Source organism: Burkholderia sp. CpTa8-5, assembly GCF_017815045.1.
Taxonomy (GTDB): Bacteria; Pseudomonadota; Gammaproteobacteria; order Burkholderiales; family Burkholderiaceae; genus Burkholderia; species Burkholderia sola.
The window spans coordinates 45,604-62,949 of sequence record NZ_JAGIQD010000007.1; the positions used below are offsets into that span (position 1 = coordinate 45,604).

At 66.3% G+C, this 17,346-nt stretch carries 16 protein-coding genes; 9 read left to right on the forward strand and 7 right to left on the reverse strand.

Annotated elements, in window-relative coordinates:
- The first annotated feature begins 145 nt into the window (after positions 1–145).
- Together J8I35_RS13090 and J8I35_RS13095 are read left to right on the forward strand one after the other, a co-directional pair.
- The gene (locus J8I35_RS13090) at positions 146–1,882 is read left to right on the forward strand and encodes a proline--tRNA ligase (RefSeq protein ID WP_050013882.1); all 1,737 of its coding nucleotides are present in this window, start codon (positions 146–148) and stop codon (positions 1,880–1,882) included.
- Between the two features lie 21 nt (positions 1,883–1,903).
- Positions 1,904–2,512, forward strand: a complete 609-nt coding sequence (locus tag J8I35_RS13095; protein ID WP_050013881.1) for a MarC family protein — start codon at positions 1,904–1,906, stop codon at positions 2,510–2,512.
- A gap of 89 nt (positions 2,513–2,601) precedes the next feature.
- Here J8I35_RS13095 and J8I35_RS13100 read toward each other — a convergent pair whose 3' ends face one another.
- On the reverse strand, positions 2,602–3,153 hold the full coding sequence (locus J8I35_RS13100; protein ID WP_023477519.1) for a hypoxanthine-guanine phosphoribosyltransferase: 552 nt from the start codon (positions 3,151–3,153) through the stop codon (positions 2,602–2,604).
- A gap of 94 nt (positions 3,154–3,247) precedes the next feature.
- A complete protein-coding gene (ffh, locus tag J8I35_RS13105) occupies positions 3,248–4,615 on the reverse strand; it encodes a signal recognition particle protein (RefSeq protein ID WP_050013880.1) in 1,368 nt (455 codons plus the stop codon).
- 89 nt (positions 4,616–4,704) lie between these two features.
- Between ffh and ccsA the strand changes: the two genes are divergently transcribed.
- From ccsA to J8I35_RS13140, 7 genes are all read left to right on the forward strand, one after another.
- The gene (gene ccsA, locus J8I35_RS13110) at positions 4,705–5,598 is read left to right on the forward strand and encodes a cytochrome c biogenesis protein CcsA (RefSeq protein ID WP_050013879.1); all 894 of its coding nucleotides are present in this window, start codon (positions 4,705–4,707) and stop codon (positions 5,596–5,598) included.
- A 13-nt stretch (positions 5,599–5,611) separates the two neighbouring features.
- Complete coding sequence (locus J8I35_RS13115; RefSeq protein WP_124556627.1) at positions 5,612–5,932, forward strand: PP0621 family protein; 321 nt, start codon at positions 5,612–5,614, stop codon at positions 5,930–5,932.
- Positions 5,929–6,519 carry a 1,6-anhydro-N-acetylmuramyl-L-alanine amidase AmpD gene (gene ampD, locus J8I35_RS13120; RefSeq protein ID WP_050013877.1) on the forward strand — a complete coding sequence of 197 codons (591 nt, stop codon included), beginning with the start codon at positions 5,929–5,931 and terminating at the stop codon, positions 6,517–6,519. The genes J8I35_RS13115 and ampD overlap by 4 nt, the downstream gene beginning before the upstream one ends.
- Before the next feature lie 452 nt (positions 6,520–6,971).
- Positions 6,972–9,974, forward strand: coding sequence for a ribonucleoside-diphosphate reductase subunit alpha (locus tag J8I35_RS13125; protein ID WP_050013876.1), 3,003 nt, complete (start codon positions 6,972–6,974; stop codon positions 9,972–9,974).
- A gap of 365 nt (positions 9,975–10,339) precedes the next feature.
- On the forward strand, positions 10,340–11,551 hold the full coding sequence (locus J8I35_RS13130; protein WP_014898151.1) for a ribonucleotide-diphosphate reductase subunit beta: 1,212 nt from the start codon (positions 10,340–10,342) through the stop codon (positions 11,549–11,551).
- An 82-nt stretch (positions 11,552–11,633) separates the two neighbouring features.
- Positions 11,634–11,960 carry a hypothetical protein gene (locus tag J8I35_RS13135; protein ID WP_080334256.1) on the forward strand — a complete coding sequence of 109 codons (327 nt, stop codon included), beginning with the start codon at positions 11,634–11,636 and terminating at the stop codon, positions 11,958–11,960.
- Between the two features lie 28 nt (positions 11,961–11,988).
- The gene (locus J8I35_RS13140; RefSeq protein WP_089488157.1) at positions 11,989–12,639 is read left to right on the forward strand and encodes a histone H1-like DNA-binding protein; all 651 of its coding nucleotides are present in this window, start codon (positions 11,989–11,991) and stop codon (positions 12,637–12,639) included.
- A 230-nt stretch (positions 12,640–12,869) separates the two neighbouring features.
- Here J8I35_RS13140 and J8I35_RS13145 read toward each other — a convergent pair whose 3' ends face one another.
- From J8I35_RS13145 to prmA, 5 genes are all read right to left on the reverse strand, one after another.
- On the reverse strand, positions 12,870–13,343 hold the full coding sequence (locus J8I35_RS13145; protein ID WP_176015582.1) for a glycine zipper 2TM domain-containing protein: 474 nt from the start codon (positions 13,341–13,343) through the stop codon (positions 12,870–12,872).
- A 19-nt stretch (positions 13,344–13,362) separates the two neighbouring features.
- Positions 13,363–14,301 (reverse strand): carbohydrate kinase family protein, encoded by a 939-nt coding sequence (locus tag J8I35_RS13150; protein WP_176015581.1) that lies wholly within the window; start codon positions 14,299–14,301, stop codon positions 13,363–13,365.
- An 85-nt stretch (positions 14,302–14,386) separates the two neighbouring features.
- Complete coding sequence (gene tpx / locus J8I35_RS13155) at positions 14,387–14,890, reverse strand: thiol peroxidase (protein ID WP_050013872.1); 504 nt, start codon at positions 14,888–14,890, stop codon at positions 14,387–14,389.
- Positions 14,891–14,961: 71 nt separating this feature from the next.
- Positions 14,962–16,398: a zinc-ribbon and DUF3426 domain-containing protein gene (locus J8I35_RS13160; RefSeq protein WP_209925722.1), complete on the reverse strand. Its 1,437-nt coding sequence runs from the start codon at positions 16,396–16,398 to the stop codon at positions 14,962–14,964.
- Between the two features lie 45 nt (positions 16,399–16,443).
- Entirely contained in the window at positions 16,444–17,346 is a 903-nt protein-coding gene (prmA, locus tag J8I35_RS13165) for a 50S ribosomal protein L11 methyltransferase (protein WP_209925724.1), read from the reverse strand.

A 17,346-nucleotide genomic window follows, 5' to 3' on the forward strand; every position in this document is an offset into this window, starting at 1 on the left:
GAATCCGCGCGGGGCACACCGGCTGAATTGTCCCTGATTAGTCTGCTACGTCATCTGCGCCATCGTCGTTCGCGGCGCGCCGCTTTTTCACCTTGAAACTTTTTCGGGCGCCCCGCCTGGGGGCGCCGTTTTTGGAACCGTCCGCATGAAAGCTTCCCGTTTCTTTATCGGCACCCTGAAAGAGGCACCCGCCGACGCAGAGATCGTCAGCCACAAGCTGATGGTCCGCGCCGGCATGATCCGTCGCGTCGCCGGCGGCATCTACAACTACCTGCCGGTCGGCCTGCGTTCGATTCGCAAGGTCGAGGCGATCGTGCGCGAGGAAATGAACCGGGCGGGCGCCATCGAGCTGCTGATGCCGGCCGTGCAGCCGGCCGAGCTGTGGCAGGAGTCGGGCCGCTGGGAGCAGTACGGCCCCGAGCTGCTGCGCTTCAAGGACCGCAAGGACAACGATTTCGTGATCGGGCCGACGCACGAGGAAGTCGTCACCGACATCGCGCGCAACCAGATCAAGAGCTACCGGCAGATGCCGGTGAACTTCTACCAGATCCAGACGAAGTTCCGCGACGAGATCCGCCCGCGCTTCGGCGTGATGCGCGGCCGCGAATTCATCATGAAGGACGCGTATTCGTTCGACAAGGATGCGGCCGGCCTGAACGAGTCGTACCGCAAGATGTACGACGCGTACGTGCGCATCTTCACGCGCCTGGGCCTCGAGTTCCGCGCGGTCGCGGCCGACAGCGGCTCGATCGGCGGCAACTTCTCGCACGAGTTCCACGTGATCGCCGATACCGGCGAGGACGCGATCGCGTACTGCCCGACGTCCGAATTCGCGGCGAACGTCGAGGCGGCCGAAGCGCTGCCGCTGACGCCTGAGCGCGCGGCGCCGGCCGAAGCGATGGAAAAGGTCGCGACGCCCGGCAAGGCGAAGTGCGAGGCCGTCGCCGAACTGCTGGCGATCCCGCTCGAGCGCACGATCAAGTCGATCGTGCTCGCGACCGACAACGAAGGCGCCGAGCCGACCATCTGGCTCGTGATGCTGCGCGGCGATCACGACCTGAACGAGATCAAGGTGTCGAAGCTGCCGGGCCTGAAGAATCACCGCTTCGCGACCGAGCAGGAAATCGTCGAGTGGTTCGGCACGCCGCCGGGCTATCTCGGCCCGGTCGGCACGAAGAAGCCGGTGAAGGTGATCGCCGACCGTACGGTCGCGAACATGAGCGATTTCGTCGTCGGTGCGAACGAGGTCGACTATCACATCGCGGGCGTGAACTGGGGCCGCGACCTGCCGGAGCCGGACGTCGCCGACGTGCGCAACGTGAAGAAGGGCGATCCGTCGCCGGACGGCAAGGGCGCGATCGACATCTGCCGCGGCATCGAAGTCGGCCACGTGTTCCAGCTCGGCACCAAGTACTCGGAAGCGATGGGCGCGACGTTCCTCGACGAGTCGGGCAAGCCGCAGCCGATGCTGATGGGCTGCTACGGCGTGGGCATCACGCGTATTCTCGGCGCGGCGATCGAACAGAACTTCGACGACCGCGGGATCATCTGGCCCGAGTCGATCGCGCCGTTCGAGGTGGTGCTGTGCCCGATGGGCTATGACCGCAGCGACATGGTGCGCGAGACGGCCGACAAGCTGTACGCGGAACTCGTCGCGGCCGGCATCGACGTGATCCTCGACGATCGCGGCGAGCGCCCGGGCGTGATGTTTGCCGACTGGGAGCTGATCGGCGTGCCGCATCGTCTCGTGATCGGCGAGCGCGGCCTGAAGGAAGGCAAGATCGAGTACCAGGGCCGCCGCGACGCCGAAGCGACGCTGCTGCCGGCCGACACGGCCGCGGCGACGGTCGCCGAAAAGATCCGCGCTGCGCTCGCGCACTAAGCGCGGCGACCGGGGGACACGATGGAATACACGTTCCTGTCGGCCACCGTGCTCCTCGTGCTGATCACGGATCCGCTCGGCAACATCCCGCTGTTCATCACGGCGATGCGGGATGTGCCGCGCGAGCGGCGCGTGAAGCTGATCCTGCGCGAAGTGGGGATCGCGTTCGTGATCCTGCTGTTCTTCATGCTGGTCGGCGACCGCTTCCTGCGGATGATGAGCCTCACCGACCTGTCGCTGCGGCTCGGCGGCGGGATCGTGCTGTTCCTGATCGCGCTGCGGATGATCTTCCCGCATCCGGACGGCGCGCTCGGCAGCGATCCGCGCGCGGGCGGCGAGCCGTTCATCGTGCCGCTCGCGATTCCGGCGCTGGCCGGGCCGTCCGCGCTCGCGACGGTGATGCTGCTGACGTCGCAGGCGCCCGGCAAAATGCTCGAGTGGGTCGGCGCGCTGACGGTCACGATGATCGTCTGCGCGATCACGCTGGTGCTGGCCGAACGGATTCAGGCGTGGCTCGGCGAGCGGACCGTCGCCGCGTTCGAGCGGCTGATGGGCCTCGTGCTCGTCGCGATCTCGGTCGAGATGCTGCTCGCGGGCATTCGCGCGTTCGTGCACCAGTTGCAGCCGTAGCGCGGGCGGCGCGGCGGGCCGACGAAAAAAAGCGGCGCTCCGGGCAACCGGAGCGCCGCTTTCTATTTATATAGCGGACAGCGCGGCGATCAGACGTTCGCGGTCAGCGCGCGGATCGTCGGCAGGTTGCGCCAGTAGCCCTTCGCGTCCATCCCGCAGCCGAACACGTAGCGGTCCGGCACCGAGAAGCCGCAGAAGTCGGGGTGCAGCGGTTTCGCCTTCGCGAGCGTCTTCTCGCACAGCACGGCCGACATGAAGCGCTTCGCGCCCATGTCGAGGATGCGGTCGCGGATCGCGGCCATCGTCTCGCCTTCGTCGAGGATGTCGTCGAGTACGAGCACGATGCGGTCCTTCACCGATTCGCGCGGCGCGACGCGCCAGTGCATCTCCGGGCTGCCCTGCGTCGTGTTGCGGTAGCGGGTCAGGTGGATGTAGTCGAATTCGAGCGGGAAATCGAGATGCGGCAGCAGCATCCCGGTAAACACCGCAGCGCCGCCCATCACCGAGAGAACGAGCGGGAACGCGTCGCCGATCTCGGCGCGGATCGCGTCGGCCATCTTCGAGATCGACGCATTGACGGCGTCGGCCGAGACGATCTCTTCGGAGTGGTCGAAAATGTGGAGGGCTTCTTCGCGGTTCATGTGTTCTGGCGGGCAGTCGGTATACAAATAAGGATGAAGCAGAACGGCAGGCGCGCGCTACGGCAAAAACCCGCGCGCCGGCCGACGGACGTAATCAGCGCATGCCGGGCATCATGCCTTTCAGGCCGCGCATCATCTTCTGCATGTTGCCGCCCTTCAGCTTCTTCATCATCGTACGCATCTGGTCGTACTGGTTCAGCATCCGGTTGACTTCCTGCACCGGCACGCCCGCGCCGGCCGCAATGCGGCGCTTGCGCGTCGCCTTGATGATTTCGGGTTTCGCGCGCTCGGCGGGCGTCATCGAGCTGATGATGCCTTCCATCCGGCGGATCGACTTCTCGGCCTGGCCCATGTCGGCGCCGGCAGCCGCCTGCTGGAATTGCGCGGGGAGTTTGTCCATCAGCGACGACAAACCGCCCATGTTCTTCATCTGCGAGATCTGCGCGCGGAAATCGTTCAGGTCGAAATCGCCGCCTTTCTTGACCTTGTCGGCGAGCTTCTGCGCGGCCTGGACATCGACGCCGCGCTGCGCTTCCTCGACGAGCGCGAGGATGTCGCCCATGCCGAGGATCCGGTTCGCCATCCGGTCGGGGTGGAACACCTCGAGGCCGTCGAGCTTCTCGGCGACGCCGACGAACTTGATCGGCTTGCCCGTGACGTGACGCACCGACAGCGCGGCGCCGCCGCGCGAGTCGCCGTCGAGCTTGGTCAGCACGACGCCGGTGAGCGGCAGCGTGTCGTTGAACGCCTTCGCGGTGTTGACGGCATCCTGGCCGAGCATCGCGTCGACGACGAACAGCGTTTCGGCCGGCTTCAGCGCACCGTGCAGCGCGGCGATTTCCTGCATCATCGCCTCGTCGATGCCGAGGCGGCCGGCCGTGTCGACGAGCAGCACGTCATGGTAGTGGCGCTTCGCCCAGTCGACGGCCGCGAGCGCGATGTCGACGGGCTTCTGGTCCGGCGTGGACGGGAAGAAGTCGGCGCCGACCTGCTCGGTCACCGTTTTCAGCTGCATGATCGCGGCCGGCCGATACACGTCGCACGACACCGTGAGCACCTTCTTCTTGTACTTCTCGCGCAGCAGCTTCGCGAGCTTGCCGACGGTCGTGGTCTTGCCCGCGCCCTGCAGGCCGGCCATCAGGATCACGGCGGGCGGTGTGACCGCGAGGTTCAGCTCGGCGGCCTTGCCTTCGTAGTCGCCGCCGATCACGGCGGTCAGTTCCTTCTGGACCACGCCGACGAGCGCCTGGCCCGGCGACAGGCTGCTGATCACTTCTTCGCCGAGCGCCTTTTCCTTGACCTTGGCGATGAATTCGCGGACGACCGGCAGCGACACGTCGGCTTCCAGCAGCGCGAGACGCACCTCGCGGAGCATCTCCTGCGTGTTCGCCTCGGTGAGCCGGGCCTCGCCGCGCAGCGTCTTGACGACGCGCGCCATCCGTTGAGTGAGATTGTCGAGCATGGGGAGCGATGGACAGTGGGGCCCGAAGGCGCGGCGGAACCGAACAAAGGGAGCCGTCGCGGGAAGGGGGCCTAGTGTAAACTTCGAACATGGATATTGTACTGTATGCCCTCACCGCATTCCTGTACGGCGGCCTCGCCGTCGCAGGCTGGCGCACGCATCGCCAGGGCGCGACGCCGCTCGTCGCGAGCGTGCCGGCCGTGCCGGTCCCTGCATCGGCCGCGTCCGGGATGAGCGGGGCCGGTCGCGCGCTGCTGTTCGCCGCGCTGCTCGCGCACGGCGTGCTGCTCCACATGACGATCTTTCCGAACGACGCGATGGTGTTCGGCTTCGCGTTCGCGCTGTCCGCGATGTTCTGGCTCGGCGCCGGCATCTACTGGATCGAGAGCTTCTTCTTCCCGCTCGACAGCCTGCGCCTGCTGGTGCTGCCGCTCGCGTGCGGCGCGTCGCTGCTGCCGCTCGTGTTCGGCGGCGTGCGGGTGCTGCCTTATGCCGCAGCGCCGCTGTTCAAGCTGCATTTCCTGATCGCGAACATCGCGTACGGCCTTTTCGCGATCGCCGCGCTGCACGCGATCCTGATGCTGATGGTCGAGCGGCGCCTGCAGTCGCTGCGGCACGGCGGGCGCGACGGCTCGACCGGCTGGATCGCGAGCTGGCTCGAAACGCTGCCGCCGCTGCTCACGCTCGAGAAGCTGCTGTTCCGCCTGATCGGCGCCGGCTTCGTGCTGCTGACGCTGACGCTCGCGTCGGGCATCCTGTTCAGCGAACAGGTCGACGCGCGCGCGTTGCGGCTCGACCACAAGACGGTGTTCGCGATCCTGTCGTGGCTGATGTTCGGCGGCCTGCTGGTCGCCCGCAAGACGTCGGGCTGGCGCGGCCGCGGCGCCGCGCGCTGGGTGCTCGTGTCGTTCGCCGCGCTGCTGCTCGCGTATGTCGGCAGCCGATTCGTGTTCGAGGTGCTGCTGCACCGCTCCGTGGTTTGACCGCAGGTTTCCGATGCGACAGATTCTTCTCCTGATCCTTCTCTTCTTCGCCGGTTCTTGGCTCGCGCGCAAGCTGCGCCACGCGCAGGAACAGGCGCAGGCGCGCACCGGCCGCGGCGCCGGTTACGACGGCGCGCCTGGTGCCGGTGCCGGTGGTGGCGCCGCGCGCCCGAACGGCGACGCGCGGTCGCTGCCCGAGCCGATGGTGCGTTGCGCCGAATGCGGCGTGCACGCGCCGAAGGGCGACGCCGTCGCCGCGAGCGGCGAATACTTCTGCAGCGCCGAGCATGCGCAGCGCCACGCCACGCGCGTGAACGGCCGCGACGCGCGATGAGCGACGCGCCGGTGTTGTCGGTCGACGCGAACGGCTGGGTGCGCGAAGCGCGCCATGCGCCGTCGCCGAACTTCGAGGCGCGGCCCGCGGGTGCGGCGCCGACGCTCGTGGTCGTCCACAACATCAGCCTGCCGCCCGGCGAATTCGGCGGCGACGCGATCGAGGCGCTGTTCCTGAATCGCCTCGACTGCGATGCGCACCCCTATTACCAGCGCCACCTGCGCGGCGTGCGCGTGTCCGCCCATTTCCTGATCCGCCGCGGCGGCGAACTCGTGCAGTTCGTGTCGTGCGACGAGCGCGCGTGGCACGCGGGCTCGTCCGAGTTCTTCGGCCGCACCCGCTGCAACGATTTCTCGATCGGCATCGAGCTCGAAGGCGCGGACGACGTGCCGTTCGACGATGCGCAATACGCGGTGCTCGCCGCGCTCTCCCGCGCGCTCGCCGCGCACTATCCGGTCGACGCGTTCGCGGGTCACTCGGACGTCGCGCCGGGCCGCAAGACCGACCCGGGCCCGCACTTCGATTGGCAACGCTTCGCGAGCGATGCCGGTTTTTCCGCCGAATACTTTCCTTTCCGTCAGCACTGATCGCGGGGTTTTTTGAGCGGAGAAAGTTTTTTCTCCGACCAATGCCTTGCCGTGTCTGCGCGCGAGCGATGTCAAGACCTTCGCCGCAAATTATCCGTTTGGACGTCCTCCGAATGTCCACTATACTTGGTGCCAGTTGAGCAGTTCTGTACTAGATATAGTGTGTGTCGCAGGGGAAAACCCGAGCGGCACCGGCCGGCGGGCAACGTCGGCGGACAGGGTTCTCACGGCGGCGCGTCAGGCCGGGCGGTCCGGGCGTCGCGACCAGCGCAGCGAACATCGACGGGGCAGGGTACACATGACGAAGCACACGACCGGCTGGGTTGTCGCGCATCGACCGAACCGGCTTCCCCGGCGCATCGCTCGCCTCTTACCGCTCGCGCACCGCATTGCGCAGCGTTCGTTTTAATCCGCGGTTCTCTCCGCACCATCCAACACCAGGAGCTTTGCACATGCAAACCACCGACAACGCGACGTCCCAGTACGAGAGCGCCTCGAGCCGTCCGCTCGGCGGGACCGAACAGGGCGCGAAGGCGCTCGCGCCGCAGGCCACGTTCGCCGACTACAAGGTGATCCGCCGCAACGGCAGCGTGGTGTCGTTCGAACCTTCGAAGATCGCGATCGCGGTGACCAAGGCTTTCCTGGCCGTCAATGGCGGGCAGGGCGCGGCATCGGCGCGCGTGCGCGAGCAGGTCGAACAACTGACGCACAACGTCGTTCGCGCGCTCGTGCGCAGCCGCCCGAACGGCGGTACGTTCCATATCGAAGACATCCAGGACCAGGTCGAACTCGCGCTGATGCGCGGCGGCGAGCACAACGTCGCGCGTGCGTACGTGCTGTATCGCGAGAAGCGTCACCTCGAGCGCCAGCATGCGGGCGAGGAAGCGGCGGCAGCGGGCGGCGAGTCGACCACCGGCATCAACGTCGTCGACAACGGCGTCACGCGCCCGCTCGACCTGAACGCGCTGCGCGCGCTGATCGTGTCGGCGTGCGACGGCCTCGGCGCTGCGGTTAACCCTGACCCGATCGTCGCGGAGACGGTGAAGAACCTGTACGACGGCGTGCCGATGAGCCAGGTCTACGACTCGGCGATCCTCGCGGCGCGCACGATGATCGAAAAGGACCCGGCGTACAGCCAGGTCACGGCCCGCATCCTGCTGCACACGATCCGTCGCGAGATTCTCGGCGAGGAAGTCGTGCAGGCCGAGATGTCGACCCGCTACGCCGAATACTTCCCGCAGTTCCTGAAGCGCGGCGTCGACGCCGGCCTGCTCGACGACAAGCTGCTGCAGTTCGACCTGAAGCGCCTCGGCGAAGCGCTCGACGCGAACCGCGACCTGCAGTTCGGCTACCTCGGCCTGCAGACGCTGTACGACCGCTACTTCCTGCACGTCGAAGGCACCCGCATCGAAATGCCGCAGGCATTCTTCATGCGCGTCGCGATGGGCCTGTCGCTGAACGAGATCGACCGCGAAACGCGCGCGATCGAGTTCTACAACGTGCTGTCGAGCTTCGACTTCATGAGCTCGACGCCGACGCTGTTCAACTCGGGCACGCACCGCTCGCAGCTGTCGTCGTGCTACCTGACGACGGTCGCGGACGATCTCGACGGCATCTACGAAGCGCTGAAGGAAAACGCGCTGCTGTCGAAGTTCGCCGGCGGCCTCGGCAACGACTGGACGCGCGTGCGCGCCCTCGGCTCGCATATCAAGGGCACGAACGGCAAGTCGCAAGGCGTGGTGCCGTTCCTGAAGGTCGTGAACGACACGGCCGTCGCGGTGAACCAGGGCGGCAAGCGCAAGGGCGCGGTCTGCGCGTACCTCGAATCGTGGCACCTCGACATCGAGGAGTTCCTGGAGTTGCGCAAGAACACCGGTGACGACCGTCGCCGTACGCACGACATGAACACGGCGAACTGGATTCCCGACCTGTTCATGAAGCGCGTGATGGAAGGCGCCGACTGGACGCTGTTCTCGCCGTCGACCTGCCCGGACCTGCACGACAAGTTCGGCGCCGAATTCGAGAAGGCTTACACGGCTTACGAAGACAAGGTCGCGCGCGGCGAGATCAAGCTGTTCAAGAAGATCCCGGCGCAGCAGCTGTGGCGCAAGATGCTCGGCATGCTGTTCGAGACGGGCCACCCGTGGATCACGTTCAAGGATCCGTGCAACGTGCGCTCGCCGCAGCAGCACGTCGGCGTCGTCCATTCGTCGAACCTGTGCACGGAAATCACGCTGAATACGAGCGACACCGAAATCGCGGTGTGCAACCTGGGCTCGGTGAACCTCGTCGCCCACCTGGTGAAGCAGGCCGACGGCAGCTACGCGCTCGACCACGACAAGCTCAAGCGCACGATCAGCGTCGCGATGCGCATGCTCGACAACGTGATCGACATCAACTACTACGCGGTGCCGAAGGCGCGTAACTCGAACCTGAAGCACCGCCCGGTCGGCATGGGCATCATGGGCTTCCAGGACTGCCTGCACCTGCTGCGCACGCCGTACGCGTCGCAAGAGGCGGTCGAGTTCGCCGACCGTTCGATGGAAGCCGTCTGCTACTACGCGTACTACGCGTCGACCGAGCTGGCCGAAGAGCGCGGCCGCTACTCGAGCTACCGCGGCTCGCTGTGGGATCGCGGCATCCTCCCGCAGGACACGCTGAAGCTGCTGACGGAGGCGCGCGGCGGCTACGTCGAGGTCGACACGTCGGAATCGCTCGACTGGACGACGCTGCGTTCGCGGATCGCCGCGCACGGCATGCGCAACTCGAACTGCGTCGCGATCGCGCCGACGGCGACGATCTCGAACATCATCGGCGTGTCGGCCTGTATCGAGCCGACCTTCCAGAACCTGTACGTGAAGTCGAACCTGTCGGGCGAATTCACGGTGGTGAACGAGTACCTCGTCCGCGATCTGAAGGAACGCGGCCTGTGGGACGAAGTGATGGTCGCCGACCTGAAGTATTTCGACGGCATGCTGTCGCGCATCGACCGCATCCCGGCCGACCTGCGCGCGATCTACGCGACCGCGTTCGAGGTCGACCCGACGTGGCTGGTCGAAGCGGCATCGCGTCGCCAGAAGTGGATCGACCAGGCGCAGTCGCTGAACATCTACATGGGCGGCGCGTCGGGCAAGAAGCTCGACGAGACCTACAAGCTCGCATGGCTGCGCGGCCTGAAGACGACCTACTACCTCCGCACGATGGCGGCGACGCACGTCGAGAAGTCGACGGTCGCACACGGCGCGCTGAACGCAGTGCCGACGGGCGGTGCGGGTGGCGGCTCGAGCAGCGGCGGCGCGCAAGGCGCGGCGGGCGGCTTCGGTGCGGCGGGCGGCGGTGCGTCGTCGGGCGCGGTCAACGCGGCGCCGGCACTCGCGCCGGTCGAAGCGGATGGTCCGGTGTGCACGATGCGTCCGGGCGACCCCGGCTTCGACGAGTGCGAAGCGTGCCAGTAACGCAGTGCGCCTGACCTGAGAAGCAGGCCTGCGCGGCGCACACGACGACCGATCGAGGTTGAAGTGTGCGCCGCGCTCAACTAAAAAAATGATAAGGAATCTGTAACGCGACACCTGCGTTGCAGGCAATGACAAGCGATCGAAACATCTCCGACGGCGTCGCGTTTCGATCGGCGTTCGATGCGTCGAGCGCACCTCGCGATACACGCGCGACTCACATCGCGCGCTGCATGAACGACGATGCGTTGCTCAAAGTGTTGTATCGAGGTCGCAACGCGAATCGAAAAAAGGATTTTTCGTGAGCGAACCCTTTTATCGCTCAGGAAAAGATGGTACAAACCGTTCTAAATTGATGGTGAGAATTTATGCTCAACTGGGATGACGAGAAGACTGCCGTAACCCCCGCGAGCGGAGCGCAGCAAAACGCGATGCGCACCTCCGCCGGGATGGCTGTCGGAATGCAGGCTGCAACGCCTGCCGCCCATCAGGTCCGCGACATTTTCGAAGGCGATCTTGCGGTGCCGCCGCAAGCATCGGCTGTTCCCGCCGGCGGGTCGGAAGCGCGGGTCAATGTCGCCGACAAGCGCATCATCAACGGCCAGACTGACGTCAATCAGCTGGTGCCGTTCAAGTACAAGTGGGCGTGGGAAAAGTATCTGGCCGGTTGCGCGAACCACTGGATGCCGCAGGAAATCAACATGTCCCGCGACATCGCACTGTGGAAGGACCCGAACGGTCTGACCGAGGACGAGCGCCGCATCGTGAAGCGCAACCTCGGCTTCTTCGTGACGGCCGATTCGCTCGCGGCGAACAACATCGTGCTCGGCACGTACCGCCACATCACGGCGCCGGAGTGCCGGCAGTTCCTGCTGCGCCAGGCGTTCGAGGAAGCGATCCACACGCACGCGTACCAATACATCGTCGAATCGCTCGGCCTCGACGAAGGCGAGATCTTCAACGCGTATCACGAGGTCACGTCGATCCGCGCGAAGGACGAATTCCTGATCCCGTTCATTCATACGCTGACGGACCCGGCCTTCAAGACCGGCACGCTCGAAGCGGATCAGAAGCTGCTGAAGTCGCTGATCGTGTTCGCCTGCATCATGGAAGGCCTGTTCTTCTATGTCGGGTTTACGCAGATCCTCGCACTCGGCCGCCAGAACAAGATGACGGGTGCTGCAGAGCAATACCAGTACATCCTGCGTGACGAGTCGATGCACTGCAACTTCGGCATCGACCTGATCAACCAGATCAAGCTCGAGAACCCGCATCTGTGGACCGCGGAATTCCGCGCCGAGATCCGCGAGCTGTTCAAGCAGGCTGTCGAACTCGAATACCGCTACGCCGAGGACACGATGCCGCGCGGCGTGCTGGGTTTGAACGCGTCGATGTTCAAGAGCTATCTGCGCTTCATCAGCAACCGCCGTTGCCAGCAGATCGGCCTCGACCCGCTGTATCCGAACGAGGAAAACCCGTTCCCGTGGATGAGCGAGATGATCGACCTGAAGAAGGAACGCAACTTCTTCGAGACGCGTGTGATCGAGTATCAGACGGGGGGCGCGCTGTCCTGGGAATAACCCGCAGCAGCGAACCCGTTACATGATGGAGCAGCCGGTGGCCTCTCGGCCCTGGCCCAAGGTTTAGGAGCAAGAACGCCTGATGCAAAGCATGCCCGGTGCCTTAACGGCCCAACGATACGACAGGCACTTTGCGAACCCTTCAGTGGGATGGGCAAACTTCCCTCCGGAAAAAGCGGACGGCCGTGTGGCGGTCCGCTTGATCAAGCGATTAGGGGTAGCGGCGCGAGGTGCGCCGGCTACCGACTTGATTTGGCGTGCGAGGCCATGGGGTCACGCGCGCCATACCGTATTCATTAGCGTAAGCGCGCGGTATCTGCGTACGCCGATGAATAGCCCGCTTCGAAGCGCACGTCCTGAACAGCGTCCGCGGGAAGCGGGTTTTGACGAAGGGTGTAGTTTGAACTGACTCTCATCTGAACCTGAAGGAGAACAACATGGCTACTGCCAAGAAGAAACCGGCTGCTAAGAAGGTTGCTGCCAAGAAGACCGTTGCGAAGAAGGCTGCTGCGCCGGCGAAGAAGGCCGCAGTGAAGAAGGTTGCTGCGAAGAAGGTCGCGGTGAAGAAGGTTGCCGCGAAGAAGGCAGCACCGGCGAAGAAGGCCGCTGCAAAGAAGGTCGCTGCAAAGAAGGTCGCAACGAAGAAGGTTGCAGCCAAGAAGGTCGCAGCGAAGAAGGCGGCACCGGCCAAGAAGGCCGCTGCGAAGAAGGTTGCAGCCAAGAAAGTCGCAGTGAAGAAGGTTGCTGCGAAGAAGGCGGCACCGGCGAAGAAGGCTGCCGCCAAGAAGGCCGCACCGGCGAAGAAGGCTGCTGCGAAGAAGGCTGCGCCGGCGAAGAAGGCTGCTGCCAAGAAGGCCGCGCCTGCGAAGAAGGCTGCCGCGAAGAAGGCTGCGCCCGCCAAGAAGGCTGCCCCTGCGAAGACGGCTGCCGCACCGGCGAAGAAGGCTGCTGCGCCGAAGAAGGCCGTCGTGAAGAAGGCTGCGCCGGCAACGACCGCGTCGACCGCATCGGTTGCGCCGGCATCGGGCGTGAAGACCGCGCTCAACCCGGCAGCGGCATGGCCGTTCCCGACCGGCAGCCGTCCGTAATCGCGGCTGAGCAGCATCACCCGGACACTCACGTGGTGTCCGTGGGTTGAGTAGCGCTACTCAATCAGTCCCGCCATCTGGCTCAGGTGGCGGGATTTTTTTCGTCCGTATGGGTCGTCGATCGGCCGGCCGACGCGAACGTGGACGAAAGCGCATGGACGAAAAAAAACGCATGCGCGGCTTCGCACATGCGTTCGACCGCGGCTTGCGCCGCGTGCTGAGGATACCGGTTAGTGCGTGACGCGCGTGACGCCGCCGCTCGACAGCAGGCGTACGCGCTCGCCGGCGCGGAACGCTTCGCCGCTGGCTGCCTGCGTGATCGAGCGCAGATCGCCGTTGTCGAGGCGCACGGTAATTTCGACACCGTTCGCCGTGCTGAGGTTTTCGCCGACCGCGTTACCCGCGACCGCGCCGACGAGGCCGCCGGCGATCGCCGTCAGGATCGAGCCTTTGCCGCCGCCGATCGCGCTGCCCGCGACCGCGCCGAGCGCGCCGCCGCCGAGCGTGCCGATCGCGCTGCCGCCGCCGTCGGACTGGATGCGCACCGCACGGACGCTTTCGACCGTGCCCATGCGGACCGTCTGTTCGCGCTGCGCCTGGCCGACGCTATAGACATCCGCCGAACCGGGTGCCGTGAAGCAGCCGGCGAGAGTCAGCGTGGCCGCCAGCATGGCCGCGAGCGTGAGGGTTTTTTTCGTCAACATCTTTGCTCTCCCACAATATTCATTTGAGACTGTAACCGAACGCAGTCTCGAAGCGTGCGTCGATTTCGGCGCGCGTCAGGTCGTAAGTCTGGGGCCCTTGATGGGCGATCTTGACGGAGCCCATCAGGCTCGCGAGGCGGCCGGTGGTTGCCCAGTCGAGGCCGTGCTCGATGCCGTACAGCAGGCCGCCCCGGAAGGCGTCGCCGCAGCCGGTCGGATCGGCGATGCGCTCGGCCGGCACGACCGGAATCTGCTCCGCACCCTGCTTGTGGCGGATGGTCGCGCCGTGCTCGCCACGCGTGATGACGAGCGCGTCGACCCGGCTGGCGATTTCATCTTCGGACCATCCCGTCTTGTCGCTCACCAGCTTGGCCTCGTAGTCGTTGACCGCGACATAGGTCGCAAGTTCAATGCTGCGGCGCAGCGTCGCACCGTCGAACAGCGGCAGGCCCTGGCCCGGATCGAACACGAACGGCACACCGGCCTTGGCGAGCTCTTCCACGTGCTGGACCATCCCGTCGAAGCCGTCCGGGCCGACGATCGCGAGCTTGATGTCCGGCGCGTCGCCCGCGTGGTTCAGGTGCGACTGCATCATCGCGCCCGGGTGGAACGCGGTGATCTGGTTGTTGTCGAGATCGGTCGTGATCATTGCTTGCGCGGTGTACGTATCGGGTAGCACGCGAACGTGATCGCGGCGCAGGCCGAGCTGGTCGAACCGATCGAGATACGGCTGCGCGTCGAACGCGCCCATCGTGGCCATGATGCGCGCATCGCCGCCGAGCAGGTGCAGCGCGTAGGCGATGTTGCCCGCGCAGCCGCCGAATTCGCGGCGCATCGTCGGCACGAGGAAGCTCAGGTTGATGAGGTGCACCTGGTCGGGCAGGATGTGCTCGCGGAACCGCCCTTCGAAGGTCATGATGGAGTCGTAGGCGATCGAGCCGCAAATCAGCGTAGCCAAGGTGTGCGTTCCTGTAGAAATGAGGGGCCCTGCGCGACAACGCCGCGCGAAGGGCGCGGCGCGGCAGGGGAAAGCGGAAGAAAGCTTACTTCAGTGCGGCGAGCGCTGCATCGTAGTTCGGCTCGTCCTTGATTTCGCCGACGAGTTCCGCGTGGATCACCTTGTCCTGTGCGTCGAGCACGACCACCGCGCGCGCGGTCAGGCCGTTCAGCGGGCCGCTCGTCACGTCGACGCCGTAGGCGTTCGCGAACGCGCGGCCGGTGCGGAACGTCGATGCCGTCACGACGTTCGCGAGGCCTTCGGTCGTGCAGAAGCGCGTGGCGGCGAACGGCAGGTCGGCGGACACGACGATCACGACCGTGTTGTCGAGCGACGACGCGGCTTCGTTGAACTTGCGGGTCGACGTCGCGCAGGTCGGCGTGTCGAGGCTCGGCACGATGTTCAGCACCTTGCGCTTGCCGGCGAAGCTGGCGAGCGTCAGATCGGCGAGATCCTTGCCGACCAGCTTGAAATCGGCGGCTTGCGCGCCGACGGCCGGGAACGTGCCGGCGAGATCGATCGGGTTGCCACCCAGCGTAACTTTGCTCATGTTCGTGCTCCGAAATAGCGCGCCGCTCGGGCGCGCGGGTTGAGACGGGCGCGCAAGCGCGCCGCGGCGCGTCACGGATAGAAGATCTGGACGCGGAAATTCGAGGCGGGCGTGCCGTTCGTTTCGAGGCGGACGACCATCGTCTGCGTCGTGCCGGGCGGCAGCCCGGCGTCGATCGGCGTGCCCGGGCGCACGTAGTCGCGCGGCGCGAGCACGCGGCGCACGGTGACGTGATTGGTGTCGTCGAGCAGCGTGAGCTCGAGCGACGGGTATGCGAGCGCGACGCGGTAGCGGTTCGTCAGCGGCACCTTCAGTTCGAGCTCGCGCGGGCCGTCGAGCTGGCGCAGGTCGGTCGGGTCGAGCCGCAGCCCGTCGATCGCGCGCGGCGGCGTGACCGTGCAGCCGAGCGGCGCGCACGCCTGCCGGAACCAGCCCTGCGTGACGGGCCAGTAGATCATCAGCGTCTCGCGCTGCCACCACGCCAGTTGCGTGACGAGCAGCCCGACCAGCGCGGCCGCGACGAGGCCGCCGAAAAAGCCGCCGAGCATCCCGTGTCGCTGCGGCGCGCGCGTCTCGCGCGTGACGGCGAAGTGCGGGCGATCGTCGTCGGTCAGGGCGGCGGGGAAGGGGGCGACCGGCTGGGCGTCGGGCTGGGCCGGCGGTTGGGTGACCGTCCGGGCGACCGGTTCATCGGCTGCCGCCGCCGTCGACGCGTTGTCGTGCCGGGTGAAGGTGCCGGGTTCCGATGCGGTCTCGGCTTCGGTGAAGGCCGGTGCGGGCGTGAACGCGAAACGGGGTTCGCGTGGCGCGCGTTCGTCGTCCGGCGCCACGAAGTGCGCGGGGACGACGGGTTCGATCGGCGCGGGTTCGACCGGTCCGGCGGCGGTTTCCGTGTCGGACGGAACGTGAGCGACGAAGCGGGGCTCGCGCGGATCGCGCTCGACGGGCGCGGTGGGTACGGGCGACGGCGCGGCTTCTTCGGTTTCGTGCGGTTCGTGCCGCGTCTGCGGCGAATGCGGTTCGGCCGGTTGCTCGACGGCAGCCGAAGCATCGAGCTCGGCTGGCGACGACGCGAACGGCTCGGGCGTACCCGACAGGTGGACGACGCCCGCTTCCGTGGACGGCAGCGCGAGCGGTATCAACGGCTCGGTTCGCACGGTCTCGACGCTGTGCTGCAGCGACGGATCGACGCCGGCGTCGAGCCACGGCGCCCACATGTCCCAGCCTTCCGGCTTGTAATCGGCGCCGGTCGGCAATTCGGGCGGCGCGTCGGCGGTGAACAGCCGGGCCGGGGTGGCCTGCGGATGTGCGTCGCCGCCGTGCGGCGCGGCAGCCGGTTCGGTCAATACCGGCTCGGGCTGCGGCGCGTACTCGGGGACGAGCGATTCGGCGGCGTTGAAGACTTCGTGGCAATGGCCGCAGCGCACGAGCCCCTGATGCAGCGAGAGCTGTTCCTGCTGCAGCCGGAAGACGGTTTCGCAATGAGGGCAGCGCGTCGCAAGAAGCATGTCGAGCCGGGCGGCCTGCTGGCCAGAGTGAAGGACAGCGCTATTCTAATGGCTTTCGCGGCGCGTTCCGGCAAGGCATACCCAGCCTTCGTGTTCGCGCCAGACCGAAATGTCGACGTAGCGCGCATAAACGGCCGCGACTTCGTCCGCCTGGCGCGCGAGCACGCCCGACAGCGCGATGCGCCCGCCCGGCTTGACCTTCGATGCGAGCATCGACGCCATCAGCTTCAGCGGATTCGACAGGATGTTCGCGACGACGATGTCGAATTCGCCGTCCGGGCACGCATCGGGCAGCCCGTACGTAACTTCCGCCCGGTTGCGTTCGCTGTTCTGGCGCGCCGATTCGACTGCCTGCGGATCGATGTCGATGCCGATCACGGGGTTCGCCCCGCATTTCTTCGCGAGGATCGCGAGAATGCCCGAGCCGCAGCCGTAGTCGAGCACCGACTGACCGGGCTTCACCGACTGCTCGAGCCACTCCATGCACAGACGGGTCGTCGGATGGCTGCCGGTGCCGAATGCGAGGCCGGGGTCGAGCTCGAGGACGAGCGCATCGGGATCGGGCGCGTCGTGCCACGACGGCACGACCCAGATCCGCTCGCCGATCGGAATCGGCTCGAACTGCGACTGCGTGAGCCGCACCCAGTCCTGCTCCTCGACTTCGCGCACGACGAACTGGGGCGTCTCGGCGAGGCCGATCTCGTTCGCGGCCGCCGCGAGCAGCACGGCCGGCTCGTGATCGGTCGACAGCAGCGCGACCACGCGCGAGTGCTGCCACGCGGTGCGATCGGGCACGAGGCCCGGCTCGCCGAAGAGCGGCTGTTCGTCGGGCGTGTCGGCGTCGGCGTCCTCGACGGACACCGACAGCGCGCCGAGATCGAGCAGTGCGTCGGACAGGGCCTCCGCATGCTCGCGGGCCAGTTCGACGACGAGTTCGCGATAACTCAT

Bases quoted from the DNA above. Each gene is read 5' to 3' on its own strand.
- J8I35_RS13090 (WP_050013882.1), top strand. From the start codon at position 146: ATGAAAGCTTCCCGTTTCTTTATCGGCACCCTGAAAGAGGCACCCGCC.
- J8I35_RS13095 (WP_050013881.1), top strand. From the start codon at position 1,904: ATGGAATACACGTTCCTGTCGGCCACCGTGCTCCTCGTGCTGATCACG.
- J8I35_RS13100 (WP_023477519.1), bottom strand. From the start codon at position 3,153: ATGAACCGCGAAGAAGCCCTCCACATTTTCGACCACTCCGAAGAGATC.
- ffh (WP_050013880.1), bottom strand. From the start codon at position 4,615: ATGCTCGACAATCTCACTCAACGGATGGCGCGCGTCGTCAAGACGCTG.
- ccsA (WP_050013879.1), top strand. From the start codon at position 4,705: ATGGATATTGTACTGTATGCCCTCACCGCATTCCTGTACGGCGGCCTC.
- J8I35_RS13115 (WP_124556627.1), top strand. From the start codon at position 5,612: ATGCGACAGATTCTTCTCCTGATCCTTCTCTTCTTCGCCGGTTCTTGG.
- ampD (WP_050013877.1), top strand. From the start codon at position 5,929: ATGAGCGACGCGCCGGTGTTGTCGGTCGACGCGAACGGCTGGGTGCGC.
- J8I35_RS13125 (WP_050013876.1), top strand. From the start codon at position 6,972: ATGCAAACCACCGACAACGCGACGTCCCAGTACGAGAGCGCCTCGAGC.
- J8I35_RS13130 (WP_014898151.1), top strand. From the start codon at position 10,340: ATGCTCAACTGGGATGACGAGAAGACTGCCGTAACCCCCGCGAGCGGA.
- J8I35_RS13135 (WP_080334256.1), top strand. From the start codon at position 11,634: ATGCAAAGCATGCCCGGTGCCTTAACGGCCCAACGATACGACAGGCAC.
- J8I35_RS13140 (WP_089488157.1), top strand. From the start codon at position 11,989: ATGGCTACTGCCAAGAAGAAACCGGCTGCTAAGAAGGTTGCTGCCAAG.
- J8I35_RS13145 (WP_176015582.1), bottom strand. From the start codon at position 13,343: ATGTTGACGAAAAAAACCCTCACGCTCGCGGCCATGCTGGCGGCCACG.
- tpx (WP_050013872.1), bottom strand. From the start codon at position 14,890: ATGAGCAAAGTTACGCTGGGTGGCAACCCGATCGATCTCGCCGGCACG.
- J8I35_RS13160 (WP_209925722.1), bottom strand. From the start codon at position 16,398: ATGCTTCTTGCGACGCGCTGCCCTCATTGCGAAACCGTCTTCCGGCTG.
- prmA (WP_209925724.1), bottom strand. From the start codon at position 17,346: ATGAGTTATCGCGAACTCGTCGTCGAACTGGCCCGCGAGCATGCGGAG.